The following is a 23,851-nucleotide window of genomic DNA, read 5'->3' as shown; positions in this document are numbered from 1 at the left end:
ATGTCCAACTATAAAGAGTTATCTCCGTCCTTGCGGACCATTATGACCCCGGGACCCGTTGAGGTTGATCCGCGTGTGCTAAGAGCATTATCCTTTCCGATCCTGGGGCAGTTTGACCCGGAGTTCACATCCTTGATGAACGAGACAATGGCGATGCTGCGAGAGCTGTATATGACAGATAACGAGTGGTGTTATCCAGTTGATGGTACATCCCGTTCAGGGATAGAAGCTGTGTTGGTCAGCCTAATTCAGCCCGGTGACAAAGTTCTCGTTCCGATCTACGGGCGATTCGGACATCTGCTGGTTGAAATCTCGGAACGTTGCGGTGCAGAGGTTGTCTTTTTTGAAACGGAATGGGGAACGGTATTTGATCCGGAAGAGGTGATCAAGGCGATCCATACCCATAAACCAAGTCTGGTTGCAATGGTTCACGGTGAGACTTCCACCGGTCAGATGCAGCCCCTTGCCGAGATTGGCAAAGCCTGTCGCGACCTTGATATTTTACTCGTTGTAGATGCTGTAGCAACCATTGGTGGGACTCCGGTAGAGACGGATGCCTGGCATCTGGATGCGGTAATGGGTGGTACGCAGAAATGCCTGTCTGTTCCTTCAGGGATGGCACCTCTCACATACAACAGTCGAGTGGAGCAGAAACTGATGAGCCGCAAAACAGTTGAACGCGGACTGCGAGATGCAACCAGTGCGAGGGCAGAAGGCCGCACGATTGCCAGCAATTATTTTGACCTGAGCCAATTGCAGGATTACTGGAGTTCAGCACGGTTGAACCACCATACAGAAGCTACCTCCATGCTCTACGGTCTTCACGAAGGATTACGTATTCTGCTGCAAGAAGGATTGGAGGCAAGGTTCCAGAGACATCTGGTGAATGAACGTGCGTTGGTTGCTGGAATTCAGGGAATGGGACTACAGTTGTATGGGGATATGTCCAGTAAACTTCCGGTGGTCACTTGTATCACGATTCCGGAGGGGATCGATGGTGAGTCGGTGCGCAGCATGTTACTGAACGATTTCAGCATTGAGATTGCCAGTTCATTTGGACCGTTGAAAGGGCAGATCTGGCGGATCGGTACAATGGGATTCAGCTGCCAACGCAAGAACGTACTTCATGTGCTGGGAGCGCTGGAAGCTGTTCTTCTCCGTCATCGTCACGTATTACCAGCCGGTGAAGCGGTGCAGGCCGCATTGGATGTGTATGCAGGGAAGGAGGGTGCCTTATGTTAAATCAGATGCCAATCTCCAGAGAGGTTATGGTCACCTCTCCTCATTATCTGGCAAGTGTAGTGGGAAGCTCCATCCTCCAGCAGGGCGGGAATGCTTATGATGCCGCTGTTGCGGTCAGTGCAGCTCTGGGTGTGGTATATCCGCATATGACCGGACTTGGCGGGGATGCCTTCTTCCTGATTCATGACGGAGCCAGCGGTGAGATTACCGCCTATAACGGAAGTGGCCGCTCAGCCGCAGGCATTCATGCGGATACGTTCAAAGCGATGGGCATGAATGCCATCCCTCAACGTGGTGTGCTTAGTGCCATCACAGTTCCGGGAATGGTGGATGCCTGGTGGGAAGTCTGGTCACGGTACGGTAAGTTACCGTGGGAGCAGTTGCTTGAACCTGCCGCGCAGTATGCGGAAAAAGGATGCCCTGTATCCCGGAATCTCCGCTTGTGGATGGAAAGGGATGAAGATTTCATTATGGGGCATACACCGCTGCGAGCGGTATTTGCGCCTTTGGGTACACTTTTGCAGGAAGGTGAGCTGCTGATCCAGCCTGATCTTGCTGCCTCCATTCGTCTGATTCAGACGGGTGGAAGAGACTCTTTTTATACAGGAGAACTCGCGAATCGTCTGACTTCGGCTATTCGTGAGGATGGGGGCATGCTTGCCCCAGCAGACTTTGCAGGGCATCGGGGCGAGTGGGTGAAACCCGTTAGCACGGAGTATCGTGGTTATGAAGTTCATCAGATGCCGCCCAACTCGCAGGGATTCTCGATGCTGATGATGTTAAATATGCTGGAGCATACGGATCTGTCCTCTGTAGCACGTACCTCACCGGAATTCTATCATCTGATGGCGGAAGTGGTGAAAAAGGCGTTTCGTGATCGTGATCGTTATCTGACGGACCCGGATTTCAGGGACATTCCGCTGGATCATCTGTTATCCAAGGATTACGGAGACCAATTGTGGAATGAGATTCAGTCTGCTCCACCTGTGGCACAGCCGTTTTTGTCCAAAACGATAGGTCAGGACACCGCGTATGCAGCGGTTGTTGATAGCGAAGGCAATGCCGTTTCATTCATCCAAAGCCTGTATTTTGACTTCGGTGCAGCGTATGTTCCGGGGGATACGGGGGTTATCATGCAGAACCGGGGGTCGTTTTTCTCCTTAGATCTGAGGGATGCCAACGTTCTGGAACCCAACAAACGCTCATTCCACACCCTCATGCCGGGCCTTGTTACACGAGATGGCAAACCTTATATGCTCGTGGGTACACAGGGGGGAGAAGGGCAGCCGCAGACACAATTATCTGTGCTTACCGGAGTGCTTGATTATGGGCTGAACATTCAGGAAGCAATCAGCCTGCCGCGTTGGGTGTATGGACGTACCTGGGGCGAAGAAGGCGATACGATGCGTGTGGAGAACCGATATCACGATGACGTATGTGCAACCCTTGCCCAATGGGGACATAACGTTGAAGCGAGAGCGCCGTGGGACGGCATTATGGGACAGTCGCAAGGCATTGTCATTCGTGAGGACGGCATGATTAGTGGCGCAGCAGACCCTAGAGGTGATGGTATGGCTATTGGGTGGTAACAGCTACATTGGACATTTATAAGTTCAACTAGATATTTACACGATAACAGCGATCGGAAGATTGGTCTGTCATCGGAGTGCAAGTGTAAATATGTATGAGTTGTAATATATAGACAGACACAGATAGGGGAGATTGGCATGGGAACGATCCTGCTGAAAGGTGCACAGCTTGTGACGATGAATGCAGAAGAGGAAGTGTTCATTGGAGATCTGTTGATCGAGGATAATAAAATCAAGGAGATTGCAGCGCACATCGACATGCAAGCTGACCAAGTCATTGATGCTCGTGGTAAAGTGCTGTTGCCAGGTTTCATCCAGACGCATATTCATCTGTGTCAGACCTTGTTCCGTGGACGTGCGGATGATCTGGAACTGATGGATTGGCTCCGTCAACGTATCTGGCCGCTGGAAGCAGCGCATGATGAGGAGTCCGTGTATTATTCGGCAATGCTTGGACTCGGCGAATTGATCTCCAGCGGAACCACGACCATTCTGGATATGGAGACGGTACATCACACGGACTCGGCGTTTCAGGCGATGGCACAGAGCGGCATCCGGGTCATCTCTGGCAAAGTGATGATGGATCATGGAGACGAAGTTCCGGAACCCCTGCGTGAGGATACAGCAACTTCGCTACAACAGAGTGTGGATCTGCTGGAGAAATGGAACGGGTTTGGCGGAGGTCGCATTCAGTATGCTTTCTGTCCACGCTTCGTTGTATCGTGTACCGAAGAATTGCTGGTAGAGGTGCGCGACCTGTCGAATAAATATCATGTCAAAGTCCACACCCATGCCTCCGAGAATCGCGGAGAGATTGAACTGGTAGAACACGAACGCGGAATGCGTAACATCGTATACCTCGATCATATCGGTCTGGCGACCCCCAGATTGGTACTGGCACACTGTGTATGGCTGAGTGAGGAAGAGAAGGAGATCATCCGCAAACGTGGTGTCAAAGTCACTCACTGTCCTGGATCAAATATGAAACTTTCCTCCGGGGTAGCAGATATTCCGGATCTACTGAATCGGCAGATCGCGGTTGGGATTGGGGCAGATGGTGCCGCATGCAACAATAATCTGGATATGTTTCAGGAGATGCGCCTGACGGCCCTGATGCAGAAGATTCCTCATGGTCCAACGGTGATGGATGCTCGGACCGTATTACGCATGGCTACCATGGGCGGAGCAGAAGTGCTTGGCTTGTCGAAGGAAATTGGCAGTCTCGAAGTGGGCAAAAAGGCAGATATGCTGCTGCTGGATCTGGATGATTTCCACACATACCCTTCCTATGAGACGGATGTCTATTCCCGCGTAGTGTATTCCGCAACACGTAGCTGTGTGGATACCGTTATTATCGATGGTAGCATTGTACTCAAGAATCGTAAGATTCAGACGATTGATCGTGGCATTGTGCTGCGTGAGTCGGATAAGAGTATTGCGAGATTGATGAAACGTATCTGATCGAAGGAAGTTTATGCAATTCCAGAAAGGATGGGGACCGCTATGGAAATGCATGATCTGTGTGCAATTGCAGCCCGTGAAACGCGCTGCGTGCTCGCAACAGCGATTAAGGTAGAGGGTCATGCTTACCGTAAGCAGGGAGTCTCTATGCTGTTGACTGAGGATGGCAAAATGGTTGGCAGTATCAGTCCGGGATGTCTGGAGAGTGATCTTCAGGCCCGGGTGAGCCATGTGCTGGATACAAACCAGATGGAATTCGCGGAATACGACATGCGTCCCGAGGATGATCTGTCTTGGGGTGAGACGATTGGGTGCGGCGGACTCGTTGTTGTGTTGCTTGAACCTGTGTGTGGTGAACTCCGACATATTTTGCAGAAGATGCATGAGTGTCTGCAATCCGGGGCTACAACAACGTTAATCCGAACGTTCCAAGATGATTACACAAGGGTTGAATATGGATGGAAACGGATTGAGCCTACAAGTACACGGCGCCAGCCAATCTTACGTCCTTCGCTCGTCCCTCTTCATGATCGCGTGGCGAATTATAATCCAGCTTCATTGCAAATTGAGGTACAGCACAGCAGTGGTAATATCAAGCATGAACATTCGGCATCAAAACAACATTCTCCCGACATACCTCGCCTTACGCTTGTGCCTGACATGGTAACTGCTACGTCAAATGGAACTCACTCTTCCCATCTATCCGGTGATTCACAACATATCTCTGATACTGATGCTGAAATACCTACAAATGACGGGATTTCAACGAATCCCTGGGACCTTCCACAGCAACTCACTTCACTGTACACGCCTAAACCTCGCCTAATTATCATCGGAGCCGGGAATGATGTTATACCTGTTGCCAGACTCGCCCAATCCGCAGGATTCCGTGTTGTGGTAGCCGATTGGCGAGAGTCTTTATGCACCTCGGAACGATTCCCTGGAACCGAACTTGTACTGGGTTTCCCATGTGAGATCATGCCTCTGTTAAACGTAAACAAAGGGGATTATTTAATTCTGATGAGTCACAACTTTCCTCGCGAACGTGAACTGCTGGAGATGTTAGTGGACTGTGAGTATACGTACCTTGGCATCATGGGTTCCAAAACACGAACAGCCCGTCTGCTGGATGGCTTACCACCGTTGAAATATGTGCATTCTCCCGTTGGTTTGAGTATCGGAGCAGACGGTCCCGAACAGATTGCCATCAGCATTGCAGCAGAATTGATCTCATGTAAACATAAGGTTTCTTCATTGAGTTCTGAGGTGCAGAAGGGGAGCGTTGTGCATGCGAATGACGGGCATAGTTCTGGCAGCAGGTAAGAGTCGTCGGCTTGGTCGGGATAAACTCTCGGTTGTCATGCCAGACGGGAGGTCCCTGGCTGGCTGGTCACTGGAAGCTGCGCTGAATTCGGAGCTAGATCAAGTGGTCTGTGTGGTCAAACCGGAAGATTCGCTGGCATGGCTGCCTGTAAAATGGTTTGATTCTGCCGCGTATGCCTATCATCCCACAGCAAGACTTCGAATTGTGGCCTGTGCTGACTATGCTTGCGGTATGGCCAATTCTCTTCATTCTGGCGTATTGTCGGCCATGCAGTACAAACCGGAGGGCATTCTCATGTTACTGGGTGATCAGCCTTTATTAAAGACGCAGGATATTAATCGGGTGACTACAGAACTGGCTACCCACAAGTTATGTGACTATGTCGCAGCTACCGACGGTGAGGGAGGCAAGCCGCCCGTTGCTTTTCGCTCCCATATGTTTGGCCCTCTGTTATCCTTGCATGGAGATGAGGGGGCACGCAAGATTATGCGCAGCGCTAACTATTCAGGTGTACATGTACTTCTGTCTGAGACTAGTTTCTGGGATGCGGATACAGAACCGGAATTGGAACGCATTTTGAGTCATGTATATGAATCGGGAAGGCAGACTAAATAACAGGAGAAGATTAATGACTATGTATAATTTAATGAAATGATCAGGTCAGCCAAGCATTCTGGTTGGCCTGTTTGTCTTCTTTTCAAGTATGGTGAAAGAGAGCCAATGTTGGCTTTCGATAGATCATGATGCATCAAGCACAAATAAAACGCAGGTTTTATACATTTATCCAAAACGATGTAAAGGTAATTGACGTTGCTGCTGAACTCTCATATGATTTGAAGAATTATCTGGATCAGACGGTTGAATTTCCTGCCCAAGGAAGAGAGAGAAAGGGGATGCAGCGATGGTAACACCGGCATACGGTTCTGGAGCCATGCCATCGGTATGGCAGCCTGAGAACCTGCAAGAACTGCAAACGTTGAGAAGTAGACTCAAGGGGATATGTTGTTTCTCGGCAGGTGGAACATTGTTACGAACCCAGTGGGAGGGTGGCTTGGTTCCAGCGCCTGAACACATGATTAGTCTGGGTTGTATTCCTGGAATGAGCGGTATATCTATTCGTGGAGATGAGATGGTCATTGGCGCAATGACCCGATTAAAGGAATGTGCTGCACAAGCGTTGCTGCATCATCTGCCGATCCTGCAAGAAGCGGTGAATGCAATTGCGGCCCCTTCCATTCGTAATGTGGCAACCATTGGCGGGAACATTGTGTCCGGAGTAGGGGATACGCTGCCTGCTTTGCTTGTATATGATGCGGAGCTGCACTGGTTGACAGACAGCGGCATTGAGATCCGCAGTGTGTCTTCCTGGCTTCAGGGTGGACGGGATGGCAGCCGTAATCCAGGGGACGTATTAATCTCGATTCATATCCCGATGAGACCGTCATCTATGTTTGATGTGGACAGTGAGCACAGACCTGCTGCACGAGAAGTTTCCTTTTACCGCAAGCTGGGTCGACGGGAGACGTTCAGTGCTTCGCTGGTGACGGTTGCGTTATACGGTGAGATTGATTTGGATAACCGCTGGACCAAGATTGCGATTGCGGCTGGTGGAGGCTCAGGCATGGCGATGCGACTTCTGAAGTCGGAACAACAGCTTCTTGGTAGCGAAGCTACTGTCATGCAAGCAGCAACTCTTGCAGCTGCTGTGACTGACGAATTTACGACGTATGGCGATGTATTTGCAACGGAACATTATCGCAAACAGACCGCAGGCAACATGCTTGGTGCCGGGCTATGGGAAGCACTTCACGAATAGAAGACTTCGATCAAGGAAAGGAGGAGAGGCATCATGCTGCTGAATCGGAAACAGAGCGGGAAACGCTGGCACCTGCGGCCAGATGGGGCACCCAAAGTTACAGGCCAACTTCAATATCTGACGGATATGACGTTACCTGACATGATCCATGGCAGAGTATTGCGAAGCGAATATCCTTATGCTCGTCTATTGTCTATAGATACTTCGGAAGCTGAGGCGTTGGAAGGTGTCTATGCGGTTTTGACCTCCAAAGATGTGCCTGGTCTGAATCGTTTTGGCATAGCGACCCCGGATCAGCCTGTGTTCTGCGAGGATATTGTTCGTTATGTTGGGGACGCCATTGCAGCGGTTGCTGCGGATTCCCCGGAACGTGCGGCGCTTGCACTGGATGCGATCCGTGTAGAGTATGAGGAACTCACTCCGCTGAATAGTACAGACGCTGCATTGGCTCCCGGCGCACCAGAGCTGCATGAGCATGGTCCAGGTAATGTGCTGCATCGGACGGAGATTAAACGCGGAGATGTTGAGCAAGCCTTTGCCACGTGTGATCATATCGTGACAGAGACGTATTATACGCCTCGTCAGATGCATGCGTACATGGAGACAGAAGGTGGCCTGTTTGTCCCGGATGAAGAGGGAAGGCTGAATGTATACGCGGCAACGCAACATGGCTATAAAGACCGGATGCAGCTTGCACGCATTATTGGTTGTCCTGAAGAAGATATCCGGGTGGTGTCTTCACCGATTGGTGGTTCGTTTGGCGGAAAAGATGAACTAAACGTACAGCCCTATGGTGCACTACTGGCCTTGAGATGCGGACGTCCTGTGAAAATGCATAATTCTCGTAAAGAATCCGTGCGTGCAGGACTGAAACGTCACCCAATGAAGATTGAAATGCAGACCGGCATGAGTCGAGAAGGCATCATCCAAGCGCATCGTGTCCGTATAACAGCAGATACCGGAGCGTACGCCACACTTGGTGCACCCGTACTGAACTTCTGTACCGAGCATTGCCTTGGACCGTACGCTATTCCAAATGTGGATGTGGAAGGCGTATCTGTATATACGAATAACGGGCTGTCAGGTGAGTTTCGCGGATTTGGCGGGAATCAGGCGATTTTTGCCATGGAAGGCCAGATGGATCGACTTGCAGCAATCATGAACATGGACCCTTGGGAGTTCCGCAGACGTAATATGAGGGAAAAGAATGATCCTGGACCACTGAATCAACGCATTCTGGTTACGGATGGACTGTCCCAAGTGTGGGAGGCATTGGATCGCTCCGAACTGTGGCAAAAACATCAGAGTCCCCCGGCAGATCCTGCTCTGCCGCCGTGGATCAAACGCGGAGTCGGAGCAGCCATCGCCATGCATGGTGCAGGGCTGGGTTATGGCATTCCAGATCCTGCAGGAGGCCGCCTGTCCCTGAACAACGAAGGCAAGATTGAGGTGGCGTTCAGCTACGAGGAATTTGGTCAGGGGCTCATTGCAACGCTGGAAATTATGTTATGTGATCTGTTCCAATGCAGTACATCGGATCTCAGTATTATCATCGGCGATACGGATCGTGTGCCCCACAGCGGATCAAGTACAGCTTCACGTTCAACAACGATGGCATGGATGGCTCTTCAACGCTTGCAGACTCCATTTCGTTCCCGTGTTCTCGCTGTCGCGTCTGAAATGTCAGGCGTTCCGGCAGATGAACTGTTAACAGGACCTGGTGGTATATGGCGCAAAGGCCAGCTTCCTGCCGAAAGTTCAGAAGTAGAAACAGATGTGCAAAGAACAGGAAAGAGCGAGAAGGCTGAAAGAACTGAAGTGGCTGATATCGTTGCTGGAGGGACTGAAAGTGATCAAACTGCTGAAAGTAGTTATTTAGGTGCATCTCAATACCTGGCGAAACAGGGAGTTTCATCAGGCTTAGTGATCTCGTATGCCGAACTCGCGACGCAGGGCGAAGCCGATGAATGGATTTTTGATACAAAGTTTGATTACCCAACTACGCCAGACAACGTGGTAGGCGGGCATTATTTGTATACGTATGCGGCGGTTGCGGCAGAGGTGGAAGTAAATACTTTGAGCGGAGAAACCAAGCTTCTTGATACGCGCCATGTTGTAGCGGCAGGCCCGGTTATCAACCCGATGGGTTATATCGGACAGATTGAAGGCGGGAGTGTCATGGCACTTGGATTCACGTTAACGGAGGATGCGGTCATGCAGGACAGCCGTTATGTAACCACGAACCTCGACACGTATCTGATCCCAACCATTCAGGATATTCATACCAATCTGGAGGTTGAGGCTATTGAAGACTTACCCGAAGGTGATGCATTTGGCCCTAGGGGGATCGGTGAGATAGGCTCCGTTGCGCTTGCGCCGGCCATTACAGCCGCAATTCATCAGGCGACAGGCGTATGGGTTAACCGTCTTCCTGTACCGAGGGAACAACTGGTCAGACCTTTAAATGTACCTTTGCAGGAAGGAGTGAGTCCATCATGAGTAAACCACTTGAGAATCACTGGACAGCCGTTGTGAATGGCGAACAGAAACATCTGGAGATCGCGCAAACGACCCGACTTGTCGATGTGCTTCGGACTCATTTGCAACTAACGGGTACCAAAGTATCCTGCGAAGTTGGTCGCTGCGGCGCATGTATGGTTCTGATGGATGGAGAACCCGTGAACTCCTGTCTTGTCATGGCTTATCAATGTGAAGGCAGTGACATTATGACGATTGAAGGTCTGCACGGCGAGGAGAAAGGCACTCTGCATCCGATTCAACAGGCTTTTGTGGAGGAAGGTGGCTTTCAGTGCGGCTATTGCACTCCGGGCATGGTGATCTCAACCAAGGCATTACTGGATGCACATCCTGAGCCTTCTCAAGAACAGATTGAAACGGGATTGTGCGGGAATCTGTGTCGTTGTACCGGCTACGGTGGCATTATTCGGGCGGTACGCAAGGCAGGGGAACGCTGTGTGGTAAAAGAAACGTCTGCCGAGGAAACCGTAAGTTGAGGCGGGATCTAGGCCGAAGATATAAGCAAGGACAATTGAAGAAACATACGTGAAAAAGCATCCGAATAGGAATGCTTTTTTTTTGTTGTTTATCAGTTTTTCTTTCAAGTACACATCTAATGTGAGATGAAGTTTCATACGCTAAATTGATTGGATTATGAACCGTTTTCGTCAATTATCAAGTCGGAAGAGAGAAAGGAGATATAATGTTCAAAGTACTGGTACAAAAGAAGTTTAAACATTTAAATAAACCATATATTTACAAAAATTGATGCGCATGCTATGTTTAAAATGAAAGCGCCATCATGAATGGGTTCATTGACATTTCATTATCATATTTCACTTGGGAAGGAAGATGGAATTGATGAAAAATTTGCTCAAAAAGGCAACCGCAATGATGCTGGCATTGGTCCTACTGCTTGGATTAATGACAGCGCCCGTTCATGCAGACACACCATTGTTCACCATCGAAAGCGAAGATGCGCAGCTCACCCCGGATCTTCAAGTGGTTACTTCAATCTATGGGCAACCCAAGCCCGGATTCTCAGGGGCCGGATTTGTCTGGATGCAGAACTCTGGCACATTAACCTTCACAGTAACTGTCCCGGAAACCGGCATGTACGCGATCTCCACACGATATATGCAGGAGCTCAGTGCAGATGGCAGGTCACAAAATTTAATCGTAAATGGTGTTACGAAAGGGGCGTACATGCTGCCTTACACGACAACATGGTCAGACTTCGATTTTGGCTTTCACAAGCTGAATCAGGGTGCCAACACGATTGAACTGAAGGCTGGCTGGGGCTTCGCGTATTTTGATACTTTTACAGTGGATCATGCTGATCTGGATCCCCTGAATGTGCAGCCAGTTCTCACTGATCCTGAAGCTACACCGGAAACTCAAATTTTGATGAATTATTTAACGGAGGTATACGGAAACAACATTATTTCTGGTCAGCAAGAGATCTACGGAGGAGGGAATGACGGAGATACAGAGCTTGAATTCGAGTGGATTCATGATCTTACTGGAAAGTATCCGGCAATCCGTGGCTTTGATCTGATGAACTATAATCCGTTGTATGGTTGGGAGGACGGTACAACCGATCGTATGATTGATTGGGTGAATAACCGTGAAGGTATTGCAACAGCTTCCTGGCATATCAATGTGCCTCGTAATTTCAATACGTATGAGCTTGGGGACTTTGTGGATTGGAAAGAGGCGACCTACAAGCCAACAGAAACGAATTTTAATACAGCCAATGCGGTAATTCCCGGTACCAAAGAGTATCAATACGTGATGATGACCATCGAGGATCTGGCAGAACAATTGCTGATTTTGCAAGATAACGATGTGCCAGTGCTTTTCCGTCCGTATCATGAAGCAGAAGGCAACGGCGGGCTGAACGGGGAAGGTGCATGGTTCTGGTGGGCTTCGGCAGGCGCAGAAGTGTACAAAGAGCTATGGGATCTGCTGTATACCGAACTGACCGAGACGTATGGCTTGCACAATCTGATCTGGACCTACAACAGCTACGTATACAGCACTTCTCCTGCCTGGTATCCGGGCGATGATCAGGTAGATCTTGTCGGATATGATAAATACAATACGATCTACAACCGTTATGACGGTTTGTCCGGCGTACCGAATGAAGATGCGATTACCTCGATTTTCTATAAGCTTGTTGAGTTGACGAACGGTACGAAAATGGTAGCCATGACGGAGAACGACACGATTCCAAGTGTGAAAAATCTTACAGAGGAGAAATCAGGATGGCTGTACTTCTGTCCTTGGTATGGCGAGCATCTGATGAGTTCTGCTTTTAATTACCCGGCAACATTGAAAACGCTTTATCAAAGTGATTATGTCATTACGTTGGATGAGCTGCCAAATCTAAAGGTTAACAATCCCAATCCCAGTGCATCCATCACACCTGGAAACGTCGAATTTGACAAATACACACCCAATCAAAGCGATAAAACCGTAACCGTGAATGCAAACGGCAATACGCTAACTGCTCTCCGGGCAGGTAACAATGCGTTGACCGCAACGACAGACTATACCTTGAACGGAAGCACATTGCTGTTGAAAAAAGCTTATCTGGCAACCCTGCCAGTTGGCGAGCATTCGATTGTTCTGGACTTTAATCAAGGTCAGGACCCTGTGTTAAAAGTCAAAATTGTGGATTCAACACCGGGTACAAATGCTGTGATTTCTCCTGTGAATGCAACATTTGATAAAGCGACGAATTCAGCACAGGATATTACCGTATCTCTCACCTTAAACGGCCGTCAGCTTACAGGCATCACAAAGGGGAATGTTACACTTGTATCAGGTCAGAATTATACAGCATCCAGCTCTGCTGTTGTTCTGAACAAATCCTATCTTGCTACACTACCGCTGGGCCAGAACGTATTGACCTTTCACTTCAATGGAGGAAATAACGCTGTGTTAACGGTGAACGTCGTAGATAGCACGGTTACTGTGCCAGCGGGTGATTTGACGATTCAATCTTTTAACGGCAATACAAGTGCATCCACCAACGGCGTCTCACCCAAGTTCAAATTGGTCAACTCAGGCAATTCGGATATTCCGTTAAGTGATGTAAAACTTCGGTATTACTATACAATTGACGGGGAGGAAGCTCAGAGTTTCTGGTCCGACTGGGCCAGTATGGGCAGTGCGAATGTAACGAGCAATTTCGTTAAACTGGCGACTCCAGTTACCGGAGCGGATCATTATCTTGAAGTGGGTTTTACAAGTGCGGCGGGATCACTGAATGCGGGCCAGAGCGCAGAGATTCAAACGCGCTTTTCCAAAAATAATTGGTCGAATTACACTCAGACTAACGATTACTCGTTCAAGGCAACCGGTAGTCAGTTCGCAAACCATGATAAGGTTACCGGGTATGTGAACGGTCAGCTGGTATGGGGGATTGAGCCGTAAAGGTAGATAGCACGTTTAATGGGCTGGATCAGGGTTTGAACCTCTGATTCAGCCTTTTTATGGTGTAGAAGGTGTACACCGATTAGACGGAATGTTCTTTTTCACTTGTAGTATGTGACGACGTATCCACGTCTGTTAATATGCGATCTATTATCTTTTTCGTATGGCCCATAATGAACTGAAGAAGTACACCTGCACAACATACGGTTATCAACGTTCCAACCCCGATTGGCCCACTGAGCAGAAACGCCAGAATTAAAAATACAAGGTAAATGAACGTTCTCGATACAAATAAGGGTGTTTGAGTGATTTCATGCAAGATTAATGTTAAGCGGTCAATCGGAATGGGTGCAAAATTGGTCTGTAAATAAATTGCCGTGCCGATACTTATGATCACTAAACCAATGACAAAAGTCATTAATTTGCTGTACCAAACTTCGGGTGTGATCAAGGAATCAGATACATAAAGCCAGATATCAATCCCCACACCAGTAATGAATGCAGTGACGAGACCCAGGAACTCGGGTTTTTGCTGCTTCAAAAGCGAATTACATCCAATTAATAGGAAAGCAATGATGACCTCCCAGCTTCCTACACTAAGCCCTACATGATGTGACAGCCCTACCAGAAGCGCATCAAACGGTGAGGTGCCCAGTTCAGATTGGATGGTAAGGGAAATGCCAAGTGTTAAGATGAGAATACCTGCGACAAAAAGTACATATTTCAAATTCATTCAACCTCTTTTTTGATATTATGTTGCAAATACAACAAAATTGAGCTAAATTTAATGTAACCCTTTTTTAGTGCATTTGCAACAAACGATTAACTTGTTAAAGGAATGTGAATATAGATGACGATTCGTATAGAGAGATGTACCATTGAACATGTATGTGAACTGCAGGAGATTAGTTATGAGACGTTTAATGAAACGTTTAAAGCGCAAAATTCACCCGAAAATATGAAAGCTTATCTGGAAAAGGCGTTTAATCGGGAGCGATTAGAAACTGAACTGTCCATAGCGGATTCACAATTTCTTTTTATTTATGTCAACCATAAAGTGGCAGGATACATGAAGGTGAATATCAATGATGCTCAGACGGAGAATATGGGTGTGGAATCCCTTGAGATCGAGCGTGTGTACATCAAGAAAGAGTTCCAAAAACATGGCTTGGGTAAGGTACTGCTCCATAAAGCCATAGAGATGGCAACAGAACAACACAAAACGAATATCTGGTTAGGCGTGTGGGAGAAAAATGAAAATGCCATTGCATTTTATGAAAAGGTGGGTTTTGTACAGACAGGAGCCCATGCTTTTTACATGGGAGATGAGAAACAGATTGATTTTATAATGACCAAAAAGATATTGTAACTGGATCATCGAGTGAAAAGCTTGGGAGAAAAATGCTATTGAGCAGAATTCTTTCAGGCTTTTTTATGTTTTGTCAGAACCGTTGAATCATTAAATGAAGAAATCGACGAATGTTAATACATAATAAATATTATGTAAACTTATTATTTTCGATGACCTTCATAAGCTGCATCTATGGCTTTAGTAAAAGTTAAAGGCCTGATTAATACATAACTGGCAGTATAATTTTGCTCAATAATCGTGAAGGTAATAGGCTGATCTCAAGGGTCATCAACACAATTTATTAGTTTATTTCTACGTTTGGACAGTCAGCCGAAAATCGTTTTCGTTCGTAGTTTGTTAGATAGCGTTACGTTCTTAATAATCAGTATATAAGTTGTATATACCTCATGTTAAAAGAACTTTTTGCTCATGAAACAGCGTGTTAATTCACAATGTTGAATTATTCAGTTTTCGAGCGGAAAATGGAAATTAAAATTAATATTTCAAGTGAGAAATCAGGTGGATTGGACTCTTAAAACCAGCCGAAAAAAGGAGCGAAATCGATCAATATATTAATTGGATAAATAAGTTATAAATCGTTAAAAAGGCGCTACTACGCTGATTATAGATCAATTTCATATGGATTTGCGATGGATTTAGTACCGCTTTCACGTTATGCTTTTGGAAATTGGAAAGGAAGTGGGAAAAATGGAACGCGAACTGGCGTTGGAAATTGTCAGAGTAACAGAATTGGCTGCGTTAGCTTCAGCACCCTGGATGGGACGAGGCGACAAGAACAGTGCAGATGAAGCGGCTACTTTGGCCATGCGCGCCATGTTCGATTCCGTGTCCATTCGCGGCACGGTGGTAATCGGTGAAGGAGAAATGGATGAAGCACCCATGTTGTACATCGGCGAGGAAGTAGGCAACGCTGAGGGGCCTGAGGTTGACGTGGCTGTAGACCCGCTCGAAGGTACAGAAATCGTGGCCAAAGGACTAAACAACGCTCTATCGGTTATTGCAGTGGCGGGAAAAGGTAACCTGCTCCACGCACCGGACATGTATATGGAGAAACTGGCGGTAGGGCCTGCGCTTGTAGGCAAGGTCAGCATTGAAGACCCGGTTGAAGTCACACTGGAGAAAGCCGCTGCTGCATTGAACAAAAACATCTCGGACCTCACTGTGATGATTCTGGATCGTGTGCGACACGAGAGTACCATCAAGACGCTACGCAAGGTTGGCGTACGGATCAAGTTTCTCAGTGACGGTGATGTTGCGGGTGCGATGGCACCGGCCTTCCCGGAGGCGGGCATTGATCTGTATGTCGGATCTGGAGGAGCGCCAGAAGGTGTGCTGGCTGCCGCAGCGCTATCTTGCCTTGGGGGTGAGATCCAAGGTCGTCTGATGCCTGCCAACGCAGACGAATTCCAGCGCTGCTTGCAGATGGGGATCGATAATCCCTACAAAGTGTTAACGATGCAGGATATGATCGGCACGGAGGATGTCATTTTTGCCGCAACGGGTGTGACGCCAGGTGAGATCTTGGGAGGGGTACGATATCTTGCGGATGATCGTGCCGAGACGGATTCGATAGTTATGCGTGCCAAAACCAAAACAATTCGGTTTATTCGTTCCCAACACTTCCTGCCGAACAAAGAAGTGTTGCACAAAGTAAGACAGCTCCAATCCACGCCAGAACCCTCGGATCGCATTCCGAGTCATGCGAAAACGATGGAGCAAGCTGAGTTTAGTCAATCCTCCGTTGATCTTGGCGTTACAACGACGTTGTGAGCTGCACTCCCCATAATTGAACAAACAGGATCAACTGAAATCGTTGTATTTAAGGTTGATAAGTAACTTGAACCCCTAAGATTACAGGGCACGGATTCAATGAAAGTACCATCTCTGGCAAGATAATAATGAGGGCTTGGATTAACCCGAGCTCTCATTATTTTTTGTGTCAAAAGCATTGACAACGGTTACATGGCATGAGAAAATGTACGCGCGTACATAAATATCGATTTTTAATTATTACATCATTAATAGGTGAGCTAGAAGGGGGTGAAATTCATGGCATCTCGTAAAGAAGTGGCTGATCTTGCGGGTGTTTCCGAGGCGACGGTCTCCCGGGTGCTTAATGGGGTAGGTCCTATTAAAGAAGAGACACGCCGCAAGGTTCTTGAAGCTTCCGAACAGTTAGGCTATGTGCCCAGCGCGCTTGCTCGCAGTTTTGCCAGAAGTAAAAGCGGAAACCTTGGCGTGGTATTACCTTATGTTCCGAAGGCGCATCTGTTCTCGGCGTATTTCTTCTCGGAAATGCTGAGTGGGATTGGTAGCAAAGCCAGAGACAATAGCATGGACCTGTTGGTTATGTTCCGAACACCCGGTGAAGTGATGAATTATACGGATCTGTTCCGGCGTCAGAAAGTGGATGCCTGCATTATCCTTGGTGCCAGAGATGATCATGAAGAACTGGCGGCCATGCAGCAACTTCATCAGGAAGGACACCCATTCTGTGTCATGAATCAGCATTTTGAGGGCCAATCGTTCACGGAAGTGGATGCGGATCATGTGGAAGGAAGCAGACTTGCCATACGTCATCTTACGGATCAGGGGTATCGCAAAATCGCTTTTCTCAATGGTCCAGACAGCTATTCCAACAGCCAGGAGCGAATGGAAGGCGTTTGTCTTGGCCTGCAAGAAGCAGGTATGGAGCTGGAGCCGAGTCTATTGCTTAAAGGGAATTATAGTAGAAGAAGTGGCATTGAGGCGGCAGCGATTGTAGCAGATCGCCTACATGAGATTGATGCTGTATTTGCGGCCAATGACCGGATGGCCATTGGTGTCATGCATGGTTTACGTGAGCGGGGAATAGGGCCTGCGGATTTTCCTGCATTTGTGGGTTATGACGACTCCGATGCCGCCGAGATGGCGGTTCCGCCGCTGAGCAGCGTCAGGGTTCCATTTTTTGAGATGGGTGAACTTGCAGTATCGAAGCTTATGCATGGGTCTGTGGGTGATACACATGAAGCGAATAACTCTGTTGTAGCGGTACCCAAATCTGCGAGAGCGTTGTTGCCTACCGAACTGATTATCCGTGCTTCTTCTATCCGTCAATAGTTTATTGGTACACATATTGAAAGACTTTTTATTATTCCAAAGGAGGAAATGATCATGTCAAATCGTCTTCGTGTCGGAATGGTTGGATACAAGTTTATGGGGAAGGCCCACAGTAATGCCTATCGCAGTCTGCCGATGTTTTTCCCGTCTGCTCCGTTGCAGCCTGAGATGTCTGTGATCTGTGGACGTAACGAGCAAGGAGTTCAAGAGGCGGCGAATCAGTTCGGCTGGTCCGAAAGTGTGACTGATTGGCGTGAACTAGTGAAGCGGGATGATATCGATCTGATTGATATTAACGCGCCAAGTGATGCCCATAAGGAAATTGCGTTGGAAGCAGCTCGTCAGGGCAAACATCTGTTTTGTGAGAAACCACTGGCCCTGTCGCTTGCGGATTCGCGCGAGATGCTTCAGGCAGCAGAGGATGCTGGAGTCGCACATATGGTCGGGTTCAACTACCGTTTCTCACCAGCGGTGCAATTAGCGAAGGATCTGGTGGAGAGCGGACGACTGGGTAAGATCTATCATTTCCGTGCTTTTTTCTTGCAGGACTGGATCATGGATCCTTCGTTCCCGCTGGTATGGCGTTTACAAAAAGAAGTGGCTGGCTCCGGTTCCCATGGGGATCTGGGCGCGCACTTAATCGATCTGGCTCGTTTCCTTGTTGGTGAATTTCAGGAAGTCATCGGCATGAGCGAAACCTTCATCAAAGAAAGACCACTTGCAGCAGAGATGACCGGGCTGAGTGCCAAGGGCAGTTCGAATGCGGATGCACCGAAAGGAGAAGTGACCGTCGACGACGCTACGTTGTTCCTGGCAAGATTCGCAGGAGGTGCGCTGGGCAGCTTCGAGGCTACACGTTTTGCAGCGGGGCATCGGAGTACAAACTCGTTTGAGATTAACGGCAGTCTCGGCAGTGTACGATTTGATTTTGAACGGATGAATGAACTGGAAGTCTATTTCACAAAGGATGAAGAGGACGTACAGGGATTCCGCCGTGTACTGGCAACCGATCCGGCACATAAATATGCTGAAGCTTGGTGGCCTGCCGGACATACGATTGGATTCGAGCACACGTTCACCCATGAAATGCTGGAGCTGGTGACAGCGATCTCTGAAGGACGCCAACCATCACCGAGTTTCCACGACGGGGTCGCTTGTCAGGCTGTACTGGAAGCAGTAGAACGTTCGGTAACAGAACGGCGCTGGGTGACGCTTGAAGAGATGTGAGCAAGCAAGACAGTGACGTCAGAAATAAGGTTGAACACATAAAACTAGGCGAAAGCGAGTGAATAAACGATGAGTAAAGCACTGATTGTATGGGGCGGCTGGGATGGACATGAACCGGAGCAGGTAGCAGCGATTTTTGAACGTATTTTGAAGGAAGAGCAGTTTGAGGTTGAAGTCTCGAATACGTTGGAGTCTTATGCGGATGCAGAGAAGCTGATGGGTCTGGATCTGATCGTGCCGTTGTGGACGATGGGACAGATTGAGCAGGAACTGGTCAATAACGTATCAGCGGCTGTCCAGAGCGGTGTGGGCTTGGCTGGTCTTCATGGCGGGATGTGTGATGCCTTCCGAAATAACGTAGATTGGCAGTTTATGACGGGTGGACAATGGGTTGCCCATCCAGGTAACGATGGTGTGGAGTATATGGTGAACATGAAGCGCGGCTCTAGCCCGTTATTGGATCATATTGAAGATTTTCAGGTAAAAAGTGAACAGTACTACCTGCACGTAGATCCGGCAGTGGAAGTGCTGGCAACAACTCGTTTCCCAGTGGTGACTGGTCCGCATGCAGCGAATGGCCCCGTAGATATGCCTGTTGTCTGGACGAAACGCTGGGGCGCAGGGCGGGTATTCTACAACTCCCTGGGACACCATGCAGACATTGTAGACATGAAACCCGTGACTGAAATGATGCGTAGTGGATTCAAATGGACAGCAGCAGGCAAAGAGCTTGCCAAGAGTCGAGTAAGTGCATCAACCGAAGTGTACACAGGTATGGCGGACAACCAGAACTAATGAGATTGTAGTTGGATTGCAAACGTAACTTCAGTGTTAACCATTCATCCTCAATGGATAAACCATTTCTGATCCACGGCGAAGGGAGCCCCAGGTATGAAAACAATGAAAGTAGGCATTATTGGCTGCGGTAAAATCAGCGGTATTTATATGGAAAACTGTCACCGGTTCGAGGTGCTGGAACTTGTTGCTGTTGCGGATCTCGACCGGAAACGTGCCGAGGAGCAGGCAGCAGCCTATAACGTGCCTAACGTATACAGCGTCGACGAAATCTTGGCTGATCCCGAGATTGAGCTGATCATCAACCTGACGATTCCTTCCGTTCATGCGGATGTATGCTTGCGGGCACTTGAATCTGGCAAACATGTTTATGTAGAAAAACCGCTCGCGGTTACCCGTGAAGAAGGGCAGGCCGTGCTCGAAACAGCGAAGCGTAAAGGATTGCTTGTGGGCTGTGCACCAGAAACGTTCTTTGGTTCAGGTATCCAGACTTCACTTCAATTGGTGGAAGAAGGGGTAATCGGCAAGCCGGTGGCGGCGACCGCATTTATGATGAGCCGTGGTCATGAGCACTGGCACCCAGATCCGGAGTTTTATTACGCGTCAGGCGGTGGGCCAATGTTTGACATGGGTCCGTACTACCTCACGGCATTGGTCCAACTGATGGGACCGATCAAGTCAATTGCAGGCATGACAGGTAAGGCCATGGAAGAACGGACGATTACGAGTGAGAAAAAGAGAGGTCAGACGGTTCCCGTCGAAATTCCAACTCACGTTACCGGTCTGTTACAGTTTGAACAGGGAGCCATTGGCACACTGATTACAAGTTTTGACGTATTTGGCGGAAGTGCATTGCCACCGATTGAGATATATGGCACGCACGGTACATTGCAGGTACCTGATCCCAATACCTTCGGCGGTCCAGTTCGTTACCGTTTGTTAGGTGAACATGAATGGACGGAAGTTCCACTTCTCCCAGGATATCAGGAAAATACACGCGGCATCGGTGTGGCAGATATGGCCTATGCAGCACATAGTGGACGTGCACACCGTGCGAGTGGGGAACTGGCATACCACGTACTTGAGGCCATGTGGGCATTCCACGATTCATCGGATGAACAGACGTTCTACCAGATGAAAAGTTCATGTCAGCGCCCGGCTGCGTTGCCGGTGGACCTGCCATTGTATACATTGGATAAATAAGATAGCCATTATGCTTTATATCATGACGAACAGCCCTTTTCCTTCGAACAAGGAAAGGGGCTGTTTTTTATTAAATCAAAAAAATCTGGGATAACAGCGATCGGAAGGTTGTTCTGTCATCGGAGTGACCAGTGTAAATATTCTTTAGTTCAATTTGTATAGCCGATTAAGGCTCAAATCCCGCCTGACTGATCCAAATCTCATCCTCGGCAAAAACGTTTTTCATCCGCTGAACCACAGTCTGATACGCATCTGGATGATACCAGTGCTCCATCCCCACTTCTTGATAAATCGACTCCATGCCGAGTCGCCGGGTTCGCTTGCCCTCGCTGCCATCGCCCATGAAATAATCGTCAATGCATACACGCTGAACCAGAGGTCTCAAGATGGCAGCAAACTGTTCACTGCTGGGTAATACGGGAGCAATCGCAACCTGCGTGGGTATTCCGGCATCCCGCAACTGTTCCAGTGCACGTAATCGGCCTGCAATCGGGGGAGCGGAAGGACTGAAATGCTTGCGCATATCGTCCAGATCCGTCTCCACCGTCATGCTGACCCGAACCCGGTTACCTAACTGTTGTAGCAGATCTATATCCCGGGTAACGAGTGGACTGCGGGTCTGGACTAATACAAAATCGGGCGGATGCTGTAACATGGTTTCAAGCAATGAACGCGTGATACACTCCTTGTATTCGGCGGGTTGATACGGGTCGGTACTGGATGACATGAACAGAGTGACTTTCCCTTTGGTCTGGGCACGCTGCAACTCTTTGGCGAACACCCGGGAGGCCTCTTGTTTTACATCCACCCAGCTTCCCCAATCCTCTTTACGAAATAGGGAGACAGGCATCTGTCTGACATAACAATAAGAACAACCGAAGGCGCAGCCTGTGTAAGGATTCATTGTATGTGTATAGCCATTAAGGAACCCTGTCCCCTTGTTGAGTAACGTTTTGGGTACTTTGTAAGTAAGATTTGTCTTCATAAGTTCTCATGCCTTTCGCGGTAGTGTGCAGGTGTGAGACCTGTGTGTTTGCGAAATACAGTAATGAAATAAGCTGAGTTAGGTATACCGACATGGCGGCCAATATCGGTGACGGTAAGTCCGGTATGTTCAAGCAACTTCCGGGCTTCGGTAATTCGTTTATCCTGAATATATTGAACCGGTGTGCGGCCTGTAATCCGCTTGAACACACGATGCAGATGATATGGACTGCCATGACTTACAGTGGCTAGGACATCCAAGGTTAGAGGTTGGGCGTAATGATGTTCGATGTAATCCGTGATCCCGTATATCCACTCCTGATCAGGTACCCGCTCTCCTGTAGGTTTGCAACGTTTGCAGGGTCTGAACTTTAATGCTAACGCTTCTTCAACATGTTGAAATATCAGCACATTTTCAGCTTTGGGTGCTCTGGACTTACAAGAAGGTCGGCAAAAGATACCCGTTGTCTGCACACCGTAAAAGAACGTTCCATCATAAGAATTATCGTTGTGGATGATGGCGTGCCAGTATTTTTCATCTATAGATTTGGGCAGTATGCGATCTTGATCTGGACTTTCCACGGTGATCACCTCATCTTTAATTATACCCCTGATTCCAAGGGAATGACGAAGTTTAAACTTAAAAAGCAAGATATCAATATTTGGGGATATGGCTCCTTCCTTCAATCTGAACGAAATATGAGCTACAATATACAGAATGGAAGTGGTTTATATCTCAAATGAAATTTATAGATGAAAGAGGTAGGTAAGCATGGTTCGTTTTGGAGTAGTGGGTACCAACTGGATTACAGAAAGGCTTCTTGAAGCCGCAGCACAGGTTGAAGGATTCAAATTAACCGCCGTGTATTCAAGAACTGAAGATAAGGCTAATGCATTCGCAGATAAATATGATGTTGAACACCGCTTCACCGATCTGGAAGAGTTGGCGGCAAGTGATGTGATTGATGCAGTCTACATCGCAACACCGAATACGGTTCATGCGGAGCAGGCTGAGCTTTTTCTGAGAAACGGTAAACATGTATTGTGCGAGAAACCTCTGGCTGCAAATAGCGCCGAAGTTCGGAGTATGATCGATACTGCACGAGAACACGAGGTTCTGCTCATGGAAGCGATGAAATCGACCCTTGTTCCCCAGTTCAAAATGGTGCAGAAGAGCCTGCATAAAATCGGTCCTGTCCGCAAATACGTAGCAGGATACTCTCAGTATTCTTCGCGTTACGACAAGTACAAAGAGGGGATTGTCCTGAACGCGTTCAAGCCTGAACTCGCTAATGGGGCGTTAATGGATCTCGGTGTGTATTGTCTCTATCCATTGATTACGTTGTTCGGTGAACCTAACCGGGTTCAATCCCAAGCGATGATGCTGAAATCTGGCGTGGATGGACAAGGTAGTGTGCTGCTGGACTATGATGGGATGGATGCGGTCGTTACATACTCCAAAATCTCCAACTCTCATCTACCAAGCGAAATCATGGGTGAGCTTGGCAGCATCATCATTGACAAGATTGGCTCACCGGAACATGCAGAGATACGTTACAATGACGGTACGGTGGAGCAGCTCACAGTCAAACAAAACCATCCGGCGATGTATTATGAAGTGGAGGAGTTCGTGAATCTGGTTGAGCAGGGCCAAAAGGAGTCTGACATGAACACGTATGAACGCTCTTATGTGACGATGCAGGTTATGGATCAGATTCGGAAGCAGATTGGGCTTGTGTTCCCTAACGATTGATTCAAGCGCAGGAAAGGAAGCTGAGACG

20 protein-coding genes are annotated in these 23,851 nt (G+C 48.3%); 17 read left to right on the top strand and 3 right to left on the bottom strand.

What is annotated here, in order from left to right; all coding sequences use genetic code 11:
- From NST38_RS17260 to NST38_RS17215, 10 genes are all read left to right on the top strand, one after another.
- Positions 1 to 1,242, top strand: coding sequence for a pyridoxal-phosphate-dependent aminotransferase family protein (locus NST38_RS17260; protein WP_076250345.1), 1,242 nt, complete (start codon positions 1 to 3; stop codon positions 1,240 to 1,242).
- A complete protein-coding gene (gene ggt / locus NST38_RS17255; protein ID WP_076250346.1) occupies positions 1,236 to 2,831 on the top strand; it encodes a gamma-glutamyltransferase in 1,596 nt (531 codons plus the stop codon). The genes NST38_RS17260 and ggt overlap by 7 nt, the downstream gene beginning before the upstream one ends.
- Before the next feature lie 138 nt (positions 2,832 to 2,969).
- Positions 2,970 to 4,292 carry a 5'-deoxyadenosine deaminase gene (locus NST38_RS17250; protein ID WP_047843321.1) on the top strand — a complete coding sequence of 441 codons (1,323 nt, stop codon included), beginning with the start codon at positions 2,970 to 2,972 and terminating at the stop codon, positions 4,290 to 4,292.
- A gap of 42 nt (positions 4,293 to 4,334) precedes the next feature.
- The gene (locus tag NST38_RS17245; protein WP_076250347.1) at positions 4,335 to 5,615 is read left to right on the top strand and encodes an XdhC family protein; all 1,281 of its coding nucleotides are present in this window, start codon (positions 4,335 to 4,337) and stop codon (positions 5,613 to 5,615) included.
- The gene (locus tag NST38_RS17240; protein ID WP_179087844.1) at positions 5,587 to 6,231 is read left to right on the top strand and encodes a nucleotidyltransferase family protein; all 645 of its coding nucleotides are present in this window, start codon (positions 5,587 to 5,589) and stop codon (positions 6,229 to 6,231) included. The genes NST38_RS17245 and NST38_RS17240 overlap by 29 nt, the downstream gene beginning before the upstream one ends.
- A 125-nt stretch (positions 6,232 to 6,356) precedes the next feature.
- A complete protein-coding gene (locus tag NST38_RS17235) occupies positions 6,357 to 6,524 on the top strand; it encodes a hypothetical protein (RefSeq protein ID WP_179087845.1) in 168 nt (55 codons plus the stop codon).
- Positions 6,518 to 7,432 carry an FAD binding domain-containing protein gene (locus NST38_RS17230; protein WP_076250350.1) on the top strand — a complete coding sequence of 305 codons (915 nt, stop codon included), beginning with the start codon at positions 6,518 to 6,520 and terminating at the stop codon, positions 7,430 to 7,432. The genes NST38_RS17235 and NST38_RS17230 overlap by 7 nt, the downstream gene beginning before the upstream one ends.
- A 33-nt stretch (positions 7,433 to 7,465) precedes the next feature.
- Positions 7,466 to 9,931, top strand: a complete 2,466-nt coding sequence (locus tag NST38_RS17225; RefSeq protein WP_076250352.1) for a molybdopterin cofactor-binding domain-containing protein — start codon at positions 7,466 to 7,468, stop codon at positions 9,929 to 9,931.
- The gene (locus NST38_RS17220; RefSeq protein ID WP_036673756.1) at positions 9,928 to 10,446 is read left to right on the top strand and encodes a (2Fe-2S)-binding protein; all 519 of its coding nucleotides are present in this window, start codon (positions 9,928 to 9,930) and stop codon (positions 10,444 to 10,446) included. The genes NST38_RS17225 and NST38_RS17220 overlap by 4 nt, the downstream gene beginning before the upstream one ends.
- Before the next feature lie 364 nt (positions 10,447 to 10,810).
- Positions 10,811 to 13,390: a X2-like carbohydrate binding domain-containing protein gene (locus NST38_RS17215; RefSeq protein ID WP_076250354.1), complete on the top strand. Its 2,580-nt coding sequence runs from the start codon at positions 10,811 to 10,813 to the stop codon at positions 13,388 to 13,390.
- Positions 13,391 to 13,472: 82 nt separating this feature from the next.
- Here NST38_RS17215 and NST38_RS17210 read toward each other — a convergent pair whose 3' ends face one another.
- Positions 13,473 to 14,117 (bottom strand): YczE/YyaS/YitT family protein, encoded by a 645-nt coding sequence (locus tag NST38_RS17210; RefSeq protein ID WP_076250639.1) that lies wholly within the window; start codon positions 14,115 to 14,117, stop codon positions 13,473 to 13,475.
- Between the two features lie 123 nt (positions 14,118 to 14,240).
- On the opposite strand from NST38_RS17210, the gene NST38_RS17205 reads away from it, so the two are divergent.
- The 6 genes from NST38_RS17205 to NST38_RS17180 all read left to right on the top strand — a co-directional run bounded on the left by NST38_RS17205 (position 14,241) and on the right by NST38_RS17180 (position 21,086).
- Complete coding sequence (locus NST38_RS17205; RefSeq protein WP_076250355.1) at positions 14,241 to 14,759, top strand: GNAT family N-acetyltransferase; 519 nt, start codon at positions 14,241 to 14,243, stop codon at positions 14,757 to 14,759.
- Positions 14,760 to 15,449: 690 nt separating this feature from the next.
- The gene (gene glpX / locus NST38_RS17200; RefSeq protein WP_036613775.1) at positions 15,450 to 16,532 is read left to right on the top strand and encodes a class II fructose-bisphosphatase; all 1,083 of its coding nucleotides are present in this window, start codon (positions 15,450 to 15,452) and stop codon (positions 16,530 to 16,532) included.
- 279 nt (positions 16,533 to 16,811) lie between these two features.
- Positions 16,812 to 17,861: a LacI family DNA-binding transcriptional regulator gene (locus tag NST38_RS17195; RefSeq protein ID WP_036613777.1), complete on the top strand. Its 1,050-nt coding sequence runs from the start codon at positions 16,812 to 16,814 to the stop codon at positions 17,859 to 17,861.
- A gap of 54 nt (positions 17,862 to 17,915) precedes the next feature.
- Positions 17,916 to 19,088, top strand: a complete 1,173-nt coding sequence (locus NST38_RS17190) for a Gfo/Idh/MocA family protein (protein ID WP_036613779.1) — start codon at positions 17,916 to 17,918, stop codon at positions 19,086 to 19,088.
- Between the two features lie 69 nt (positions 19,089 to 19,157).
- A complete protein-coding gene (locus tag NST38_RS17185) occupies positions 19,158 to 19,883 on the top strand; it encodes a ThuA domain-containing protein (RefSeq protein WP_076250357.1) in 726 nt (241 codons plus the stop codon).
- A gap of 96 nt (positions 19,884 to 19,979) precedes the next feature.
- On the top strand, positions 19,980 to 21,086 hold the full coding sequence (locus NST38_RS17180) for a Gfo/Idh/MocA family protein (protein ID WP_047843312.1): 1,107 nt from the start codon (positions 19,980 to 19,982) through the stop codon (positions 21,084 to 21,086).
- Positions 21,087 to 21,252: 166 nt separating this feature from the next.
- On the opposite strand, the gene NST38_RS17175 is transcribed toward NST38_RS17180, so the two are convergent.
- Together NST38_RS17175 and NST38_RS17170 are read right to left on the bottom strand one after the other, a co-directional pair.
- Entirely contained in the window at positions 21,253 to 22,071 is an 819-nt protein-coding gene (locus NST38_RS17175; RefSeq protein WP_076250360.1) for an SPL family radical SAM protein, read from the bottom strand.
- Positions 22,068 to 22,652 carry a bifunctional transcriptional activator/DNA repair enzyme AdaA gene (locus tag NST38_RS17170; protein WP_076250362.1) on the bottom strand — a complete coding sequence of 195 codons (585 nt, stop codon included), beginning with the start codon at positions 22,650 to 22,652 and terminating at the stop codon, positions 22,068 to 22,070. The genes NST38_RS17175 and NST38_RS17170 overlap by 4 nt, the downstream gene beginning before the upstream one ends.
- Positions 22,653 to 22,842: 190 nt before the next feature.
- On the opposite strand from NST38_RS17170, the gene NST38_RS17165 reads away from it, so the two are divergent.
- Positions 22,843 to 23,823 carry a Gfo/Idh/MocA family protein gene (locus tag NST38_RS17165; RefSeq protein WP_076250364.1) on the top strand — a complete coding sequence of 327 codons (981 nt, stop codon included), beginning with the start codon at positions 22,843 to 22,845 and terminating at the stop codon, positions 23,821 to 23,823.
- Positions 23,824 to 23,851: the final 28 nt, after the last annotated feature.

Origin of the sequence: Paenibacillus sp. FSL H8-0104 (assembly GCF_038050215.1) — a bacterium.
Classification (GTDB): Bacteria; Bacillota; Bacilli; order Paenibacillales; family Paenibacillaceae; genus Paenibacillus; species Paenibacillus amylolyticus.
The sequence above is the reverse complement of the archived record's forward strand: the minus strand, read 5'-3'. Positions and strand labels throughout refer to the sequence as shown.

What these genes read in the sequence shown, in the direction of transcription:
- NST38_RS17260 (WP_076250345.1), top strand. Translation starts at nt 1, where the DNA reads ATGTCCAACTATAAAGAGTTATCTCCGTCCTTGCGGACCATTATGACC.
- ggt (WP_076250346.1), top strand. Translation starts at nt 1,236, where the DNA reads ATGTTAAATCAGATGCCAATCTCCAGAGAGGTTATGGTCACCTCTCCT.
- NST38_RS17250 (WP_047843321.1), top strand. Translation starts at nt 2,970, where the DNA reads ATGGGAACGATCCTGCTGAAAGGTGCACAGCTTGTGACGATGAATGCA.
- NST38_RS17245 (WP_076250347.1), top strand. Translation starts at nt 4,335, where the DNA reads ATGGAAATGCATGATCTGTGTGCAATTGCAGCCCGTGAAACGCGCTGC.
- NST38_RS17240 (WP_179087844.1), top strand. Translation starts at nt 5,587, where the DNA reads ATGACGGGCATAGTTCTGGCAGCAGGTAAGAGTCGTCGGCTTGGTCGG.
- NST38_RS17235 (WP_179087845.1), top strand. Translation starts at nt 6,357, where the DNA reads ATGATGCATCAAGCACAAATAAAACGCAGGTTTTATACATTTATCCAA.
- NST38_RS17230 (WP_076250350.1), top strand. Translation starts at nt 6,518, where the DNA reads ATGGTAACACCGGCATACGGTTCTGGAGCCATGCCATCGGTATGGCAG.
- NST38_RS17225 (WP_076250352.1), top strand. Translation starts at nt 7,466, where the DNA reads ATGCTGCTGAATCGGAAACAGAGCGGGAAACGCTGGCACCTGCGGCCA.
- NST38_RS17220 (WP_036673756.1), top strand. Translation starts at nt 9,928, where the DNA reads ATGAGTAAACCACTTGAGAATCACTGGACAGCCGTTGTGAATGGCGAA.
- NST38_RS17215 (WP_076250354.1), top strand. Translation starts at nt 10,811, where the DNA reads ATGAAAAATTTGCTCAAAAAGGCAACCGCAATGATGCTGGCATTGGTC.
- NST38_RS17205 (WP_076250355.1), top strand. Translation starts at nt 14,241, where the DNA reads ATGACGATTCGTATAGAGAGATGTACCATTGAACATGTATGTGAACTG.
- glpX (WP_036613775.1), top strand. Translation starts at nt 15,450, where the DNA reads ATGGAACGCGAACTGGCGTTGGAAATTGTCAGAGTAACAGAATTGGCT.
- NST38_RS17195 (WP_036613777.1), top strand. Translation starts at nt 16,812, where the DNA reads ATGGCATCTCGTAAAGAAGTGGCTGATCTTGCGGGTGTTTCCGAGGCG.
- NST38_RS17190 (WP_036613779.1), top strand. Translation starts at nt 17,916, where the DNA reads ATGTCAAATCGTCTTCGTGTCGGAATGGTTGGATACAAGTTTATGGGG.
- NST38_RS17185 (WP_076250357.1), top strand. Translation starts at nt 19,158, where the DNA reads ATGAGTAAAGCACTGATTGTATGGGGCGGCTGGGATGGACATGAACCG.
- NST38_RS17180 (WP_047843312.1), top strand. Translation starts at nt 19,980, where the DNA reads ATGAAAACAATGAAAGTAGGCATTATTGGCTGCGGTAAAATCAGCGGT.
- NST38_RS17175 (WP_076250360.1), bottom strand. Translation starts at nt 22,071, where the DNA reads ATGAAGACAAATCTTACTTACAAAGTACCCAAAACGTTACTCAACAAG.
- NST38_RS17165 (WP_076250364.1), top strand. Translation starts at nt 22,843, where the DNA reads ATGGTTCGTTTTGGAGTAGTGGGTACCAACTGGATTACAGAAAGGCTT.